This window comes from Mesorhizobium sp. M7A.T.Ca.US.000.02.2.1 (assembly GCF_003996995.1).
In the GTDB taxonomy this organism is placed as follows: domain Bacteria; phylum Pseudomonadota; class Alphaproteobacteria; order Rhizobiales; family Rhizobiaceae; genus Mesorhizobium.
In genome coordinates this window covers 1-13,991 of record NZ_RZTT01000133.1, presented here as the reverse complement: position 1 = coordinate 13,991, position 13,991 = coordinate 1, and the positions used below count along the sequence as shown (strand labels likewise).

Annotated in this window: 21 protein-coding genes and 1 pseudogene; 12 read left to right on the top strand and 10 right to left on the bottom strand. The window is 63.4% G+C overall.

Going from position 1 to position 13,991, the window contains the following annotated elements:
- Positions 1 to 233: 233 nt before the first annotated feature.
- Together EOD15_RS14980 and EOD15_RS14975 are read right to left on the bottom strand one after the other, a co-directional pair.
- The gene (locus tag EOD15_RS14980; RefSeq protein WP_127322130.1) at positions 234 to 1,151 is read right to left on the bottom strand and encodes a methyltransferase domain-containing protein; all 918 of its coding nucleotides are present in this window, start codon (positions 1,149 to 1,151) and stop codon (positions 234 to 236) included.
- A gap of 3 nt (positions 1,152 to 1,154) precedes the next feature.
- Positions 1,155 to 1,910: a terminase family protein gene (locus tag EOD15_RS14975; protein ID WP_127322131.1), complete on the bottom strand. Its 756-nt coding sequence runs from the start codon at positions 1,908 to 1,910 to the stop codon at positions 1,155 to 1,157.
- A gap of 574 nt (positions 1,911 to 2,484) precedes the next feature.
- On the opposite strand from EOD15_RS14975, the gene EOD15_RS14970 reads away from it, so the two are divergent.
- Positions 2,485 to 3,279 (top strand): hypothetical protein, encoded by a 795-nt coding sequence (locus tag EOD15_RS14970; RefSeq protein ID WP_127331695.1) that lies wholly within the window; start codon positions 2,485 to 2,487, stop codon positions 3,277 to 3,279.
- Between the two features lie 247 nt (positions 3,280 to 3,526).
- Here the strand turns inward: EOD15_RS14970 and EOD15_RS14965 are convergent.
- The 3 genes and pseudogenes from EOD15_RS14965 to EOD15_RS14955 all read right to left on the bottom strand — a co-directional run.
- A pseudogene (locus EOD15_RS14965) lies at positions 3,527 to 4,186 on the bottom strand (terminase family protein); the annotation flags it as partial.
- A complete protein-coding gene (locus tag EOD15_RS14960) occupies positions 4,107 to 4,532 on the bottom strand; it encodes a hypothetical protein (protein WP_245463676.1) in 426 nt (141 codons plus the stop codon). The gene EOD15_RS14960 and the pseudogene EOD15_RS14965, both read right to left, overlap by 80 nt.
- Entirely contained in the window at positions 4,525 to 4,938 is a 414-nt protein-coding gene (locus EOD15_RS14955; RefSeq protein WP_127321673.1) for a hypothetical protein, read from the bottom strand. Before EOD15_RS14955 ends, EOD15_RS14960 begins: the two co-directional genes overlap by 8 nt.
- Positions 4,939 to 5,117: 179 nt before the next feature.
- Between EOD15_RS14955 and EOD15_RS36760 the strand changes: the two genes are divergently transcribed.
- The 3 genes from EOD15_RS36760 (at position 5,118) to EOD15_RS14940 (ending at position 6,387) form a co-directional block, all read left to right on the top strand.
- Positions 5,118 to 5,291, top strand: coding sequence for a hypothetical protein (locus EOD15_RS36760; protein WP_245463675.1), 174 nt, complete (start codon positions 5,118 to 5,120; stop codon positions 5,289 to 5,291).
- Positions 5,292 to 5,738: 447 nt separating this feature from the next.
- Positions 5,739 to 6,008 carry a hypothetical protein gene (locus EOD15_RS14945; RefSeq protein WP_127321672.1) on the top strand — a complete coding sequence of 90 codons (270 nt, stop codon included), beginning with the start codon at positions 5,739 to 5,741 and terminating at the stop codon, positions 6,006 to 6,008.
- 73 nt (positions 6,009 to 6,081) lie between these two features.
- Positions 6,082 to 6,387, top strand: coding sequence for a hypothetical protein (locus tag EOD15_RS14940; RefSeq protein WP_127321671.1), 306 nt, complete (start codon positions 6,082 to 6,084; stop codon positions 6,385 to 6,387).
- 41 nt (positions 6,388 to 6,428) lie between these two features.
- Here the strand turns inward: EOD15_RS14940 and EOD15_RS14935 are convergent, their stop codons facing one another.
- Positions 6,429 to 6,857 (bottom strand): DoxX family protein, encoded by a 429-nt coding sequence (locus EOD15_RS14935; RefSeq protein ID WP_127321670.1) that lies wholly within the window; start codon positions 6,855 to 6,857, stop codon positions 6,429 to 6,431.
- 187 nt (positions 6,858 to 7,044) lie between these two features.
- On the opposite strand from EOD15_RS14935, the gene EOD15_RS14930 reads away from it, so the two are divergent.
- From EOD15_RS14930 to EOD15_RS14910, 5 genes are all read left to right on the top strand, one after another.
- Positions 7,045 to 7,236, top strand: coding sequence for a hypothetical protein (locus EOD15_RS14930; protein WP_127321669.1), 192 nt, complete (start codon positions 7,045 to 7,047; stop codon positions 7,234 to 7,236).
- Positions 7,237 to 7,727: 491 nt separating this feature from the next.
- Complete coding sequence (locus EOD15_RS14925) at positions 7,728 to 7,907, top strand: DUF3606 domain-containing protein (protein WP_023813816.1); 180 nt, start codon at positions 7,728 to 7,730, stop codon at positions 7,905 to 7,907.
- 171 nt (positions 7,908 to 8,078) lie between these two features.
- Positions 8,079 to 8,522, top strand: a complete 444-nt coding sequence (locus EOD15_RS14920; protein ID WP_127270773.1) for a GFA family protein — start codon at positions 8,079 to 8,081, stop codon at positions 8,520 to 8,522.
- Positions 8,523 to 8,616: 94 nt separating this feature from the next.
- Positions 8,617 to 8,853 carry a DUF982 domain-containing protein gene (locus tag EOD15_RS14915; RefSeq protein WP_023813818.1) on the top strand — a complete coding sequence of 79 codons (237 nt, stop codon included), beginning with the start codon at positions 8,617 to 8,619 and terminating at the stop codon, positions 8,851 to 8,853.
- Between the two features lie 14 nt (positions 8,854 to 8,867).
- On the top strand, positions 8,868 to 9,113 hold the full coding sequence (locus EOD15_RS14910) for a DUF982 domain-containing protein (RefSeq protein WP_127271133.1): 246 nt from the start codon (positions 8,868 to 8,870) through the stop codon (positions 9,111 to 9,113).
- An 86-nt stretch (positions 9,114 to 9,199) separates the two neighbouring features.
- Here EOD15_RS14910 and EOD15_RS37220 read toward each other — a convergent pair whose 3' ends face one another.
- Complete coding sequence (locus EOD15_RS37220) at positions 9,200 to 9,334, bottom strand: hypothetical protein (protein ID WP_281035303.1); 135 nt, start codon at positions 9,332 to 9,334, stop codon at positions 9,200 to 9,202.
- Positions 9,335 to 9,424: 90 nt separating this feature from the next.
- Entirely contained in the window at positions 9,425 to 9,733 is a 309-nt protein-coding gene (locus tag EOD15_RS14905) for a hypothetical protein (RefSeq protein WP_127321668.1), read from the bottom strand.
- A 146-nt stretch (positions 9,734 to 9,879) separates the two neighbouring features.
- On the opposite strand from EOD15_RS14905, the gene EOD15_RS14900 reads away from it, so the two are divergent.
- Positions 9,880 to 10,818, top strand: coding sequence for an alpha/beta hydrolase (locus EOD15_RS14900; RefSeq protein WP_185929001.1), 939 nt, complete (start codon positions 9,880 to 9,882; stop codon positions 10,816 to 10,818).
- Here the strand turns inward: EOD15_RS14900 and EOD15_RS14895 are convergent.
- Both EOD15_RS14895 and EOD15_RS14890 read right to left on the bottom strand, forming a co-directional pair.
- Positions 10,798 to 11,346 (bottom strand): MgtC/SapB family protein, encoded by a 549-nt coding sequence (locus tag EOD15_RS14895; protein ID WP_245463678.1) that lies wholly within the window; start codon positions 11,344 to 11,346, stop codon positions 10,798 to 10,800. The genes EOD15_RS14900 and EOD15_RS14895 overlap by 21 nt on opposite strands.
- A gap of 141 nt (positions 11,347 to 11,487) precedes the next feature.
- The gene (locus EOD15_RS14890) at positions 11,488 to 12,543 is read right to left on the bottom strand and encodes a PAS domain S-box protein (RefSeq protein ID WP_127331687.1); all 1,056 of its coding nucleotides are present in this window, start codon (positions 12,541 to 12,543) and stop codon (positions 11,488 to 11,490) included.
- Between the two features lie 187 nt (positions 12,544 to 12,730).
- Here EOD15_RS14890 and EOD15_RS14885 point away from each other — a divergent pair, with 187 nt between their 5' ends.
- Complete coding sequence (locus EOD15_RS14885; RefSeq protein ID WP_127319432.1) at positions 12,731 to 13,213, top strand: pyridoxamine 5'-phosphate oxidase family protein; 483 nt, start codon at positions 12,731 to 12,733, stop codon at positions 13,211 to 13,213.
- 376 nt (positions 13,214 to 13,589) lie between these two features.
- Positions 13,590 to 13,883: a hypothetical protein gene (locus tag EOD15_RS14880; RefSeq protein ID WP_127319430.1), complete on the top strand. Its 294-nt coding sequence runs from the start codon at positions 13,590 to 13,592 to the stop codon at positions 13,881 to 13,883.
- Positions 13,884 to 13,991 lie beyond the last annotated feature (108 nt).

Sequence of the window (13,991 nt, the reverse complement as noted above, 5' to 3'; positions counted from 1 at the left end):
TCCATGCCGTGACCTTGGAGCGCTGCTACGGCGCAGAATTCTGACGTGCCGCGTTCCCCGGCTGATGTCGCGGCATGGATCCTCGGGTCAAGCCCGAGGATGACGAAGTGAAGGGCGCTTCGCTTCACCGAAAAGAAATTACGGTGACAGTGCACTATATTTTCCATGTCTCAGTCTCCACGATGCAAGTCGCGATCGCGAAGATCGAAAGAGCAGAGCAGCGATGGAACACGTTAGCCTTCAGCTGTCGCCAAATTGGTGCTGAGCTCGAAAGCGAGTCCCGCCCCGTCGGCGTAGGGGTGCAGCGCGGGCGCACTTTCGCTCACGATGGCCTCCACGACGCGCTTGCGCTCCTGATCGCCCATTTCCCTGCCGACAGCGCTCATGCCGACGAAGGCCATCGTGTTCAATCGCAGGAAGGGTGCGCCGTCCTGGAAGCGTATTGTGCGCGATATGGTCGTTACCCGGACTTCGTGGAAGCCGGCGTCCCGGAGCAGCGCCTCGATGGGGACCGCGTCACCAAAGCTGTACCGCGGATCCTTGACGGCGCCCAGATGGCGCTCCGCCACGCGGCGCAACTCCCGAAAGAACGGGATTTCATCGTCGGATCGCCATGTGGCTACCGCTAGCCTGCCGCCCTTCGCCAGCGCCCGCCGCATCTGCGCTGCCGCCGCGGGCTTGTCGGGAAAGAACTGCAGTCCCTGCTGGCAGACGACAACGTCGAACTGCTCTCCGTCATGGAGAGGCAGGGCGCTGGCATTGCCTTGACGCCAGTCGATGCCCGGCGCCACGGCGCGCGCAACGGCAAGCATATCCGAACTGACGTCGATGCCGACGACGTATCCGGCGTCACCGAGCCGCTCCCTTGCAACGCGGGCCACTATTCCTGTTCCGCAAGCGATGTCGAGGACACGATCGCCTGAAGACAACGCCACCTCTTCGAGAATCATTTCGGCCCACGGCCGGAAGAGAGGGCCTGCGAGCCACCGCTCGTACATCTCCGGGAAACTTGCCTGGCTCATCTCGTGGTTGGGCATCATTGCCTCCAATGGATCGACCTGAGATTGGCATATTTGTGCCGACATGCCGCCCAGAAAGTCCCGCACCGTAATTCCGGTGTTACGGACTACAGGCGCAGGGTCGACGCCCATCACTCACCTGAATGCCCCCAGCGGATCACTCTGCCCCGCCGGCCTTCTCGCCGCCCTGAACTCCGCCGGATCCACCACCGCTTCCCGCAGCATCATCACGCCATAGCGGGTTGCCGCCATCAGGTCATCCCGCAGCTTCACAACCTGACCATCCTTGCGATGGAACAACCGAAACTCCTCGAACCAGTCGGCCAACGTGGAAAACACCTTGAAGCGGCCGGATTGCATGCGGTCGAGCATCTCCATCAGCCCGGCCTCGACCGAGACCGAACCGTCCGAAAATTGCGCGTGACGCGACAGCATGTTCAGCCCGTGCGCGGAATACTGCCGGGCGAGCGCCACGCCCGCCCCTTCCAGCGTCTCTCGGCGGCCGTCGCGCGGCCAGGCGAAGGGCAGCCATTCGCCCCATGGTTTCAAGGTCAGCGTCTGCATCGCCGGCGTCTGCTGCGAGGCCCGCGCTGCCTTGGTGACATAGACGACGTCGGCCTCCGTATCCCAGGCGAGTTCGACCGCGGCCGACGGATGGTCCCAGCCGAAATCGAGCGCGCCGAGCCTTGGCCAGTAGCGCGGCAGCCGGAACGGCTCGCAGGCGATCAGCGCCTCGGCCACCGGGAAGATGCGGCCCGAACCCAGCACCGGAATGCCGCGGGCGCGTGCCTCGCGCTCATGCGCCGGATAGGCAGCGACGATCGCCGCGCGCTCCTGCGGCGTGTAGTGCGCGGCATCGTCGATGGTCATGAAGGTGACGTGTCGGGACATATCGGCCTGCCTAAATTATTTGCCGGGACGAGCAACGGCCATTGATAATACTGTTTATCAATGCAAAGCTGCTGACGAATTTGGGGGAGATACATGATCCGCATAGCAATCGTTGTGGCCATTGCCGCGAGTGCGTCAGCATGCCAATCGAACGTTCCATACGACACAAGCAAGAAGACCTGCAAGATGTACGCCAACTCTTCAGGGTTCGAACGCAAGGTTTGTATTCCCGACACACCAAACAAAGTATGCAATGTCTGGTACAATCAGATTACAGGCGATGAAAGAATATGGTGCCAACCGCTAACCCGGAAAGCAACCGATTCCAAGGCCCGTGCCAGACAGCTTGCGGGCAGCAAATACCCATAAGCCCTCCCGGCATCATACTGCCCGGCGCTTGATGCGGACCACCTTTTGCGGCACGCGTCTTTTCTTCTACGTTGATATGCGCTAAGGCTCGTCTCCGCATCGGTGAAGCCGATGCGTCTTGGGCCGGCGCCTTCCGCGCGGCCTCTACTCTACGCGGGTGGGGCAGCCACTCTTTGCCATGACAGATCTATTCGACGCGATGCGCTTGTCCGCCGAGGACAGCGAGGTTGCTCATCTTTATTTCAGCGAAAGCGGCAAGATCCTGCTGCCGCTCGGCAAATCGACAAATGCCCCGACGGGCCCGGAGATCCTGCAGCTTCTGCTGTCATCCACCGATGAACACGATGGCGCGCTAGCCAGCGACCTGCTTGCCGATCTTGGCAGGACGGTGCCGTTGGAAAGCCTTCGTCTCCTTCTGACATCGCCCAACGCCCGGACCCGAGCGGCGGGCGCGTTTCTGGCCACGTTTCAAAACCAGAACATAAGTTCGATGGTGAGCGAACTGGCCGCACTGCTTGGGGATAGCAACTCGCGCACGCGTTTCGATGCCGTGGAATCCATCTTGCGGTGCAGCACGCGTGACCATGGCGAGTACCTGGCGCAGGCCCTGTTTGCTCTTGATGATGAGCATGACGCCGTGCGCATGGGAGCTGTCCAGTTCGTCCGCTTTGCCCGGGACTGGCAGTTGAGGCTTGCGCGCCAGCACGCCGCTTTGCTCAAGCCGCAAACGGCGTTTTCGGTCATCTCGGATATTTCCGAGCAATGGCGGGACGATGTATCAGCCATGATCCGCAAGATGCTTGACCATTCCGAGCCGGTGGTGCGGCGTTACGGTCTTGGGCTGGCCGGTCGCGCAAGGTTGGTGGTCGTCGATGCCTTCGTCGAATGGGCGCGGGCGTCGGCCGATCCTGAAATCAGCAAACTGGCAGCCAGTTGCATCGAGCACAACCAGATTTCGCATCATGCGGTCTGGCATTCATCATTGCCGGCAACCGCCTGAATTTGTGGCAGAGCGGTAGTGGAAGTGACGGGGTGAGAACTGCCTCCCCTTCTCCCCTTGCGGGAGAAGGGGCTTCGCGAAGCGAGGTCGGATGAGGGTGTCCCGGGAAGGCCAACGTTCCACTTCGCTGGAACACCCCTCATCCGCCTCGGCGCTGCGCGCCGATCCACCTTCCCCCACAAGGAAAGGAAACGCGCGAGCGAGCGCGAAATCACCCCTTCCCCATCCGCTCCACCTCTCCCGCCGACAAAAACAGCAGCACCACGTCCGACATCCCAAGCAGCGGCGTGAACGTCACGATAGTGATGCCGCCTGTCGCATTGGTGCGGGTCAAGCCTTCGGAATAGATATCGAGCGGCGGTTCCTCGTCGAACCAGACGCCGTGTAAAGTCTCGCCCTGCCATTTCTCGCGGCCCTTCTCGAAACTCTTGAACGACAGCACCGATTCATCGGCCTGCACGTCGCCACCGCCGCCCCAGCGCACCACGACGCTGTCGAGCGCGCCCGGTGCGCCGCGGCCCATGAAGGTCTGCACAATGGCGTCGGCCGGGATCATGCCGGTGCCCCAGGCCGCCTGCTGCTGCGGCGGGCCGACCAGCACGCGCTGCGGATTGTCACGCGTGCCTTCGCCGGTGACGCCGGCCGCCCACAGCCTGACAGCGCTGTCAAAAACCTTGCCCTGCCACCAGTGGGGATAACGGCCGGTCAGGTGCATGGCCCATTCGGCGCCCCCTGCCCTGGTCTTGCCGAGCTGGTTGCCGGCCATGAACAGCCGCTCGCGGTTCTGGGCGCCCGCTGCGTGAAACTCGGCCTGGCGTTGATACGGTCTATAGGTCGCCAATTGATTGGTCCGGCGCCGTCTGTCCAGTTCGGCCATCAGCGCCAGATATTCCGTCTTCACGGACATCGCCGGGCTCTTCGAGGAACGGCTTGACGATCGTCTCGAGGGCGCGGATGCGGCTGCGGATTTCGTCATCGCTCAGGCCGTCCATTTGGTTGATCGTGGCATCGAAATCCTTGGGCAGCACCGACAGCACGATCTTCAGATACTGGTCCGGCTTGTCGGCCCGCACCTCGGCGATGACGCCGGCGCCATGTGTGCGGAAATCGGCGCGCACGGCGGCCAGGAAATCGTCGCCCAGTGTTTTCTTGGCGCGCTTGCGGCGCGGCTTCTGCGTCGCGGCCGGTTTGGCGGCGGGCCTGCGTCTCGCCGGCTTGCCGCGCGTTGGCCCGGTTGCGGTTTTGTCAGCCATGGACCTGGTCCATGGCGCTGGCACCGGCAGCGGAAACCATTTCGGTCTTGGGCGCCGCCGGTCGGGGCCGGCTGGCTCGCTTCTTCGAGCCAACCGTTTTCCTCTTTGCCTTCTTGGCGCGCTTCGGCCCTGTCGCCTGGGCGGGCTTCGTCGCACCGACAGGCTTTGCCACACCGGCCCGCGCCTTGAGCCGCGCCATGACGAGACCGACAAGGGGTCCGGCAATGCCGGCCTGCGGAAAACAAAAGTCGCCGGCCGCATCCCGCACCATGCCGATCTTTACGCTGGGTGCGACCTGCTCGGCACGCCCCAGGCGTGGCTGCGGCGCAGTGCCTTCGAATTCGCCAACGGCGCTGACGATTTCCTGGCCGTCAGCATCGGTGATGATCGTGGCGTAGCGGTACATCGTAAGCCTCTTGAAGACTGGTGTAATTTGGTTCAATCAAAGGCGGCGGCGTCGCGGTGGCTGATGGCCTAGATAGAGGGCGAGTCCGATTGCCTCGATACCATCCGATTAGAGTGACCCCCGAGATAGATTGCGTCCAAAGCGACCTGCGCGAATTGCGCTGGACAGATGACGCGGTCGTGGCCGACTTCATAATCCCCGGCGACGAACACCATGTCTTGCGTGTTCTGTTCACCAATCAGGTGATCATCCGCATCCTCGACGAAATGCCGCTGAGCACCGAGCACGAGAACACGCCCAGGGAAGGTAACATTCCCCATCTTCGCCTATCGGGTCGAAGGCGCCACCTTTGAGACAATGCAATCCGAGACGTGGAAGTTCGCGCAGCACCCGGCAACACATTATCGCTTCGTGACCGGCTGGACATGCCTAGACGTTTTGTCGTCCAAGGAGCCGACCTTTCGGGTCGTCAAGCGAATGCCGATTTCAACCTTCGACTGACGACGAGAAACGTCTCGCAAAATACGGCAGCACAAAGCCAGAAACAAAAAACCCGCCTCGGCGGCGGGTCGGTGGCGCAACTCAGCACCATGGGCAAAAATGTAGCATAGCTGCACTCACCCCGTCAACCGTATTTTGAGAAAAAATTCCTAGACCGGCCGGAACTCCCACTCTGAGCGACGCTGGCAAGCGCGTAAAACCCTGCTTTTGCCGGCGGCTGGTCATAAGCCGGCAGGTGTGAAATCATTAGTCGAAGCTCATGGAATGATTCCCGTCGCACGGCCTTGTGGGAGAGGACGATGGACAGACCAGCCATGGCATCCGTGTTCAGGATGCGGCATGCACAAGCCACGGTTTCCGGGGTGCGCAGCACCGGCCAGGGTCAGGCCGATCCAGTCATCCGCGTGCGTTCGCTGGGCGAAGCCATCCGTTTCGTCGCCAACGCCTACCCCCAATACGACATCGGCGCCGTCGCCATCAGCTGTGGGGATGTTTCGATCGGCAGCCTCGGCAACCTGGAGGTCAAGGCGCTGTGGCGCGAATATGGCGAACGGCTGACGCAGGAATAGGCGTTCGCCCGCAGCCTTTCTGGAGCGGAAATGCCGCTCGCGCGTTTCAACCCCAGCCACGGGAGCAATCGCCATGAATGTCGCCAACCTGCAACTCGAAGGCCTGCTGATGGCCGTCGCCTCGATCAACCGCCTCCTGGTTCAAAAGGGGGTGCTGACGGCGGAGGAGATCAACCTGGCCTTGCGCAAGACCGAGGCCGGCGAGACCAACCAGGAGCGGTCCGAAGGCATGTCCGCGTCAAGCCGCGACGCCGTCAACTTTCCGATCCGGCTGCTGGAACTCGCCAACCAGTGCCAGCCGGAGGCGGAGATGCCGTCTTTTTCGAAGCTGGCCCGCATGGTCGGCAAGATAAAGGAACCCTACAACGACCAGCTGTGAGCGGGGCCGGCGGGCGTCCGCGGTGGCCCGCTGCCCACGCCTCAAGCCCTGCCCGGCCATCCCGAATTGAGCGAAAGCACCTTGCCCGGTCCATGTACGGCCGCAAACAGCAGTCCGGCCAGGAACGAAAAATGGTCGACGAAGAAGCCGAACTCGGCCTGGTTGTCGGCCCAGTGGCTGGGTCCGTGAAAGGCGAAGCCGAGGAACAGCACATAGGCGGCGGCGACCAGGGCTGCCTGCGAGAAGAAGGCGCCGGTCAGGAAGCACAGCACCAGCGCGACTTCCAGGATCGCCGCGCACCAGGCCAGGAACAGCGGAAACGGAAAGCCGGCGGCGGCGATATAGCCGGCGGTGGCGTCCATGCCCATGAACTTGAAGGTCACGGCCATCAGGAAGACGCCGGCGAAGATCAGCCGGGCGACGACAAGGGCCGCGGTCTGCCACGGCGATTGAGTGATTTGCGACGACATGCTCGTTCTCCAGCTTTGCAGGTTGATCGCTCCTAGGACGCGCGACCGGCGCCAGGTCCGACACATCAGGCCAATTTTTCTCGACAGGATCGCAGAGGGCTTTCGAAGCGTCACACCGTACGGCAAGAGCGATTTTCGGTTTGCCGGCTGACGGCATATTATTGCTCGCTCCAAGGGGGAATCGGACATGGCCAAGGCATTGACCATCGGCGCACCGCGGCATCCGGCGACGAGCACCGCCTACGAACAGGAATGCAGGGATATGCTGGTTCCGCATCTCGACGCCCTGCTCCGCAAGGTCGAGGCCGCCGGCTGGGACCGCGGGCAGGCCGCCTCGGCGCTCATGTATCTCGCCGCGATGCGGCTGAAGCCGGCCTGACGACACGCCGGCGCGGACGGCTTTCCGGCGCATAGCGATGTTGAAACTTGTTGGTAATCACGGACGTGATATCGTTAGTCGGGGCTAATGCACCGGTGTGTCGGTGCAGGGATTTTGGGTGGGCTGAAATTTGCGCACGAGCGTCAGGTTTGGGGCGACATCTCATGGCGAGCGGTCGGCACCGCTGGAGTGCAGCGGCTGCGGCGGCGCTGGCCAGGTCTTCGAATGCCCCCGCTGGACGAGTTCCAACGGCCATTGCTGCCCCGCCGGCACGCACCGGCGCGGCTGCCCCGGCCTCAGCGCGGCATGCTCCGAATGTGACGGCGACCACGCTGCCGCCGCCGACCCCATGCAGCCCTCGGCCTGATACAGGCCTATCGCAGCCCAGGCCGTGTCGTCTGGTGGAACCGGCGGCGCCAATCTGTGTTATGTCGTGTTGATTGCGGGCGCCGAAGGCTGCGCGTCCCCGACAACAGAAAGCGAGGCCTGAGATGGCTGACGACAAGTCGAAGACGAAACAGGACCGCAAGCAGGTCTCGAGCGAAGAGCCCTACGAGGTTGCCGCCTTTGCCCGCAAATACGGCATCCCGCCAAGCGAGGCACAGACCATCATCAAGCGCTACGGCCCCTCGCGCAAGAAGCTCGACGCCCATATGGCGGCCCGCGGCTAGCCGAAACCATTTCGCCTGGGCGGCGTTGAAGATGCTGCGGGCCGTGTCAACCGGGCCTGGTGGTACGGTGAACAGGATGTCTTTTTCCCGGTTTCTCATCCTGGCCAACGAAACGGCAGACGAGCATCTGTCCCACCCGGCCCGCAGCGCCACGCATTGAGGGAGGTCGCCATGTCCGACACCATACGCAGGACCGGCAGCTGCCTGTGCGGCGGCGTGCAGTTCGAGGTTCACGGCCCGCCATTGCGCGTTGGCCTGTGCCACTGCAAGGATTGCCGCAAGGCCGGCGGTTCGGTCTATTCGGCCTTTGCCATCTGGCCGCGCGAGGCCTTCGAGACCACCGGCCTCGTCAGCTCCTATGGCACGCGGAGCTTTTGCCCCACATGCGGCGGCCGCGTCGCCTGGGTCGACGACAACGAGGCCGAGGTGGCGATCGGCAGCCTCGACATCGCGCCGACCGATCTCGTGCCCGAATATGAATTGTGGACCTCCAGGCGCGAGACCTGGCTGCACGCTCTGCCCGGCACCGAACAGTTCGAGCATGACCGCCCAGCGCAGCACAGCGCCGAAGCGCCGACGCCGAGATCGCTGTCGGACATCGACGCTGAGATTTGATCGCCTGGGAAGGGAACCCTGCCCTGTCGCCGACGTTACCGGTCGCCTCTCACGCATGTCGCCCGGCGACTTGCGGCAATCATGGAGACGACCGTTGAACGACAAGATGTTTCCCCGCCCCATCAGACTGAAATTCGCGCCTGAGCGCGAGCGCATCATCCGCAGCGCCTGGGAAGGGCTGGAATGCCTCGGCGACTGGCCGGCTGGCCAGGGACGGCGCTACCGGGCGGCGTTGCGCAGTTGCCGCGACGCGCTGGATGGCTGGACGCCAGCGGAAAAAGCGATGCGGGCGATGATCGACGCCGCGCGCGAAGCAAAACTCCTCCAGTAGATGGAAAACAGGACATGTCCGAGCTCATTTTGCCCACACCGATGCGGATCAAGCCGCATGGGTCGGACACGATCCGCGACGTCGCTACGCTCAAGGATGCCAGCGAAATCCTGATCGACTGGCCGCAGGCCAAACGCGGCCCGTTCTACCAGGCGGCGCGCGAGAAGGTCGAAGCCGCATTGGAGACCGGGACAGGCGCCGCCGAGGCGCAGGAAGCGTTCGCAGCGCTCTGCAGCCATGCCGGCGTGCTGGTGCGGTAGCGGTTTCACTGAAAAGAAACAGGCGGGACATCGTGCCTCGCCTGCTTCACGCAAATCGTCCTGATCACCCGCAATAGTCGATCCGATTATTCCGCCGGAAGCTCGCCCTGTACGATCGGGTGTGAGGTTTCGAAGCCAAAACTCTTCGGCGCCAGCAGAATTAAGGCAATCACGATGGCAATCGAGGCAAGCAACGTTGCTGTGGTCGCAATATCTCTCACGATAACCTCTCCGAATTCCAAGTCGTGAGAGAAACGCTCCTGAGATAACGAGGTTCCATTAGCCTGCGCGATAATACCAGCCAGCGGCGTTTATTGCTTCGGCGGCTGGGGCGGCACTTCACCCGGCTTGATCACCGGCGTCTTGCCTTCGTCCGAGGCCGGCGCCGCCATGCCCTGGTCGCCCGTCGGGGGCGGTTTCAGCACGCCGCCGCAGTCGTTGAGCTTCGCGGTCAAATTGCCGTCATCGGCCTGCTGTCCAGGCTGCTGTTTTGCCCCTTGCTCGGTCTGAGCCCTGCATTTGTCGGCCTGCGGCGCCTGGCTGTCGTTCTGCTGCTGGGCCGCGGCCGGCACTGCCAGCGCCAGCATGAGGCCTAGTGGCATGATGGCAAGAATTCTCATCACTGCCTCCTTCTTTCTTTCACGGTCGCCCGCGGCGACCTTCCTTTCAAAGGGACAACGCCTGTCGATGAAAAAGGTTGGCCGCCTCGCCGTGCGGCATTGCAACCAAACCCGTTTGCCGGCCGTTGCGCGTGCCGGAGGCGATCATGTTCGAAGGTTTTCAAGGCGCGGAAATCGACACCGGCGATGCCGGCATATTCTGCCTGCGTGCCGGCGGCGGGCCGCCATTGCTGTTGCTGCACGGATTTCCGCAGACGCATCTGATGTGGCGCGACATCGCCCCCGCTCTGGCCAGCCGGTTCAGCGTCGTCTGCGCCGACCTGCGCGGCTATGGCAGCAGTTCCTGTCCGGCATCCACTCCCGACCACACCCCCTATGCCAAGCGCACCATGGCCGCCGATATGATGAGGCTGATGGAGAAGCTGGGTTTCAGCAGATTCATGGTCGCCGGCCATGATCGCGGCGGGCGTGTCGCCTACCGCATGGCGCTCGATCATCGGGGCAGCATCGACAAGCTCGCCGTTCTCGACATCGTGCCGACCGCCGATGCCTGGGACCGGGCCGACGCCAGGCTGGCGCTGGGTTATTGGCCATGGTCGCTGCTGGCGCAGCCCGAGCCGTTGCCGGAAAAGATCCTGTCCGGCGCCGCCGAGGCGGTCGTCGACAATGCGCTCAACGGCTGGGGCTCGCCGCCATCGGCGTTTCCAGCCGAAGTGCGTCAGGCCTATGTCGAGGCCTTGCGCGCGCCTGCCCACGCCCATGCCATCTGCGAGGAATATCGGGCGGCAGCCACGCTCGACCGCGAGCACGATCATGCCGACAAGGCAGCCGGCCGGCGCATTCGCTGCCCGCTGCTGGCGCTATGGAGCGGTCAGGGCGCGTTGGCGCAATGGTATGCCGGCGAAGGCGGGCCGCTGGCGCTGTGGCGCGGCTGGGCCGACGATGTGCGCGGCCAGGCGATGCCAGGCGGACACTTCTTTCCCGAGGAGGACCCGGCGGGGACGGCCGATCTGCTGGCCGGCTTCTTCGGTGAAACCACTCACGGCATCTCCCGGCGAACGGGATTACCTTCGCCCTCCCTCTGATCGGGCCGAGGCCCCCTCCTTCTCCGCCTTTGCCTGACTGCCTTCATCACCGGCGGCAAGGCCGGGTCCGCTTTCGAACCGGCGCAGAAAGCCGGCAACGATCAGCACGATCAGCGTGCCGAACCCGGCCACTTGCCAAAGACCCAGTCCGCAGGCGACGCCGATCGCGCCCGCCAGCCACATGCCGGCGCCGGTCGTCAGCCCATGCACCTCGCCGCGCGAAAACATGATCGAGCCGGCGGCGAGGAAAGCGACGCCGGCGGTCACCGCCTCGACCACCCGGATCGGATCGACCTTGACCGATTCCCCCGCGAACATCGGCGCGTGCACGATCTCGACCGTCAGGATGCCGAAGGTGGCGGCGGCGACGCAGACGAGAATATGCGTGCGAAGTCCGGCCGGGCGATTGCGCCATTCGCGTTCGAAACCGATGACCGCGCCATAGAGCGTCGCCAACAACAGCCGCGCCGCGATGACCGGAAACGAGGTGTAGGTGGAATGGCCGAATTCCTCGACGAGCTGTTCCATCATGTCCCCTCCGAAAGCTTGACGCCACAACGCGGCCGCCGGGTCACGGTTCCTGAATCCACGGCAAGGTGCGGCAAGGATGCGGCCGCTTTTGAAAACGCATCTGCCAAAGGGAGGTTGATGGAGCCAATCCTCAAGAGCTCAGGACGTTTCGGTTTCAGGCAGGTCGGCGCCGAGCTGCGGAACGATGATCGAATCCAGCGGCGCCGTCAGGGACCAGCTGAGATGGCCCGGGCTGCGATCCAGCACCGCCAGGCCGTTCAGCGATTGCGGCGCGACCCGTTGCAGGACGACGGTGCCGAAACCCTTGCGCGTGCTTTCGTCCCGACGCTCTCCCTCACGCATCGGCATCGTCTCGTCCCAGAGCAGATGGATTTCCAGCTTGTCCGAAGCGCCTTCGACGATCCGCCAGGTGATCTCCAGCCGCCCGGCCTCGCTCGCCAGCGCGCCATATTTGGAAGAGTTGGTGCCGAGCTCATGAAATGCCATGCCGAGATTTTGCACGGCATTCGGCTGCAAGGTCAAAAGCGGTCCCGACAGCGATACCCGCGCCTCGTGGCCGAACGGCTTGAGCTGCTCCTGGGCGAGGTCGAAGAGGCTGGCGCCGGCCCATTCCGAGTTCACCAGCAGATCGTGCGACCGCGACAGCGCCATGATGCGGGAACGGATCAACTCCTCGAATTCACGCGGATCGGTCGAGCGTTTACTGGTCTCCCGGATCATCGAGAGGATCACCGCGAACTGGTTCTTGACGCGATGGTTCACCTCGCGGAGCAAAAGCCTGATCCGGCGCTCGCTCTCCTTGCTGGCGGTGATGTCGCGGGCGATCTTCGAGGCGCCGATGATCTCGCCGGACGCGTTCCTGATCGGCGAAATGGTCAGCGACACGGCGATGAGGCCGCCATCCTTGCGCCGTCGGATCGTCTCGTAGCTGGCCAGCAGCTCGCCCCTGCGAACCCGGCTGATGATGTCGGTCTCTTCATCCTTGAGATGATCGGGGATGAGCATGAGCACGGACCGGCCGACGGCCTCTTCGGCGGTGTAGCCGAACATGCGTTGCGCCGCCGCGTTCCAACTGGTGATGATGCTGTTCAGATCCTTGCTGACGATGGCGTCGAAGGACGAATCGACAATCGCCGCCAAACGCGCATCGGCGGTGATGGCGATCAAGGCATCACGGCCCGCCAAATCTGTCACGGTCGACCCCTTCTCCCTCATGCGCGGATTTCGCGCATGGCCACCAATGCGCCGCGGTGCGTTTTGGTTGCAATCGCCTCCAACATTCCTCCCAGGAACAGTCCGGGCAGTTCATGTCCGGAACCTTGCGCGCCTGCGCGAGTTGCACCCGACACCCCCCGTGGACGGCTCAATAAGGAGGCACACAATGAGCGACGGCAACAGCGATCTCGACCGGGTCTGGAAACTGATGGACAGGATCGGCTTCTGTATGCTCGCCACTCGCGAAGGCGATGACATCCGCTCGCGACCGATGGCGGCGCATGTGGTGCGCGACGAAAACGCCGTCTACTTCCTCACCGATGTCGACAGTCACAAGGATGACGAGATCGAAGCCGAGCCCAATGTCGGTCTCGCCTTCGCCGATTCAGGCGGCCAGAAATATGTTTCCGTCAGCGGTCTGGCGGCGGTTTCGAACGACCGCGCCAAAATCAGGGAGTTGTGGTCGACCCCTGCCAAGGCCTGGTGGGACAGTGCCGATGACCCTTCGATCCGCGTGCTTAAGGTGACGCCGAAAGATGCCCAGTATTGGGACAGCCCCGGCACCGTGGTCAGCTACGTGAAGATGCTGGCGGCAGCAGTCAGCGACACCCGCCCGGAAATCGGTGACACCGGCAAGGTCAGGATGTAGCCGGACGGCGTTGAAAATCAGGACGTCAGATGGGCGAATGCCGGTGGCCGCAGGGAATATCGCCGGTGCGGCACACCGGTGCCGATCAGTCCGGCTTGGGAGGATTAGGGGCATTCCATGCTGGATCGGCGTCGGCATCCCTTTGCGGACAGTCCTCGTAACTGTGGTCGCGGCCGCCGCAGAAAGAACAGCACATGGCCTCGCGATCCCCGTTTCCGGGCCGCCATTGCGGGGTTTCGTAGGGCTTCCTGCCATCCATCCCCAGCAATGCGCGACGGACCATTTGGTTGCGCCGCCACAGACGGCCAGCCGGCGGTTGCGGAACCACCCGCCGGGATGCGAGTTTCGGCCGATACATCCATTCGAGGGAACAGCCATGCCGATGCGCCGAATTGCCTTGATGACGGCAGCGATCCTGCTTGCCGCGACCGGCCTCGCCCAAGCCAGGCCCGATACCCGCACGATGAGTTGCGACCAACTCCGGCAACTGCTCCAAAGCCATCATGCCGTGGTGCTGACCACCGGCCCCAACACCTATGACCGCTATGTCAGGCAGTTCGGCAACGAATGCGACTGGCCGGAGGTGCCGATGTCGGCCTATGTCCCGACCCGTGACGGCAGCTGCCCGGTCTACCGCTGCGAGGAACCTGTCACCAACTTTCCGGACTGACACCGCGCTTCCAATCGGCTTTGCCGCCGCAGTGCGTTGATCCCGGCGCGCGAACCGGCTAGGGGTGGGGCGCAACGTGAATTTTCCCGCTTCGTCTAATGGTAGGAC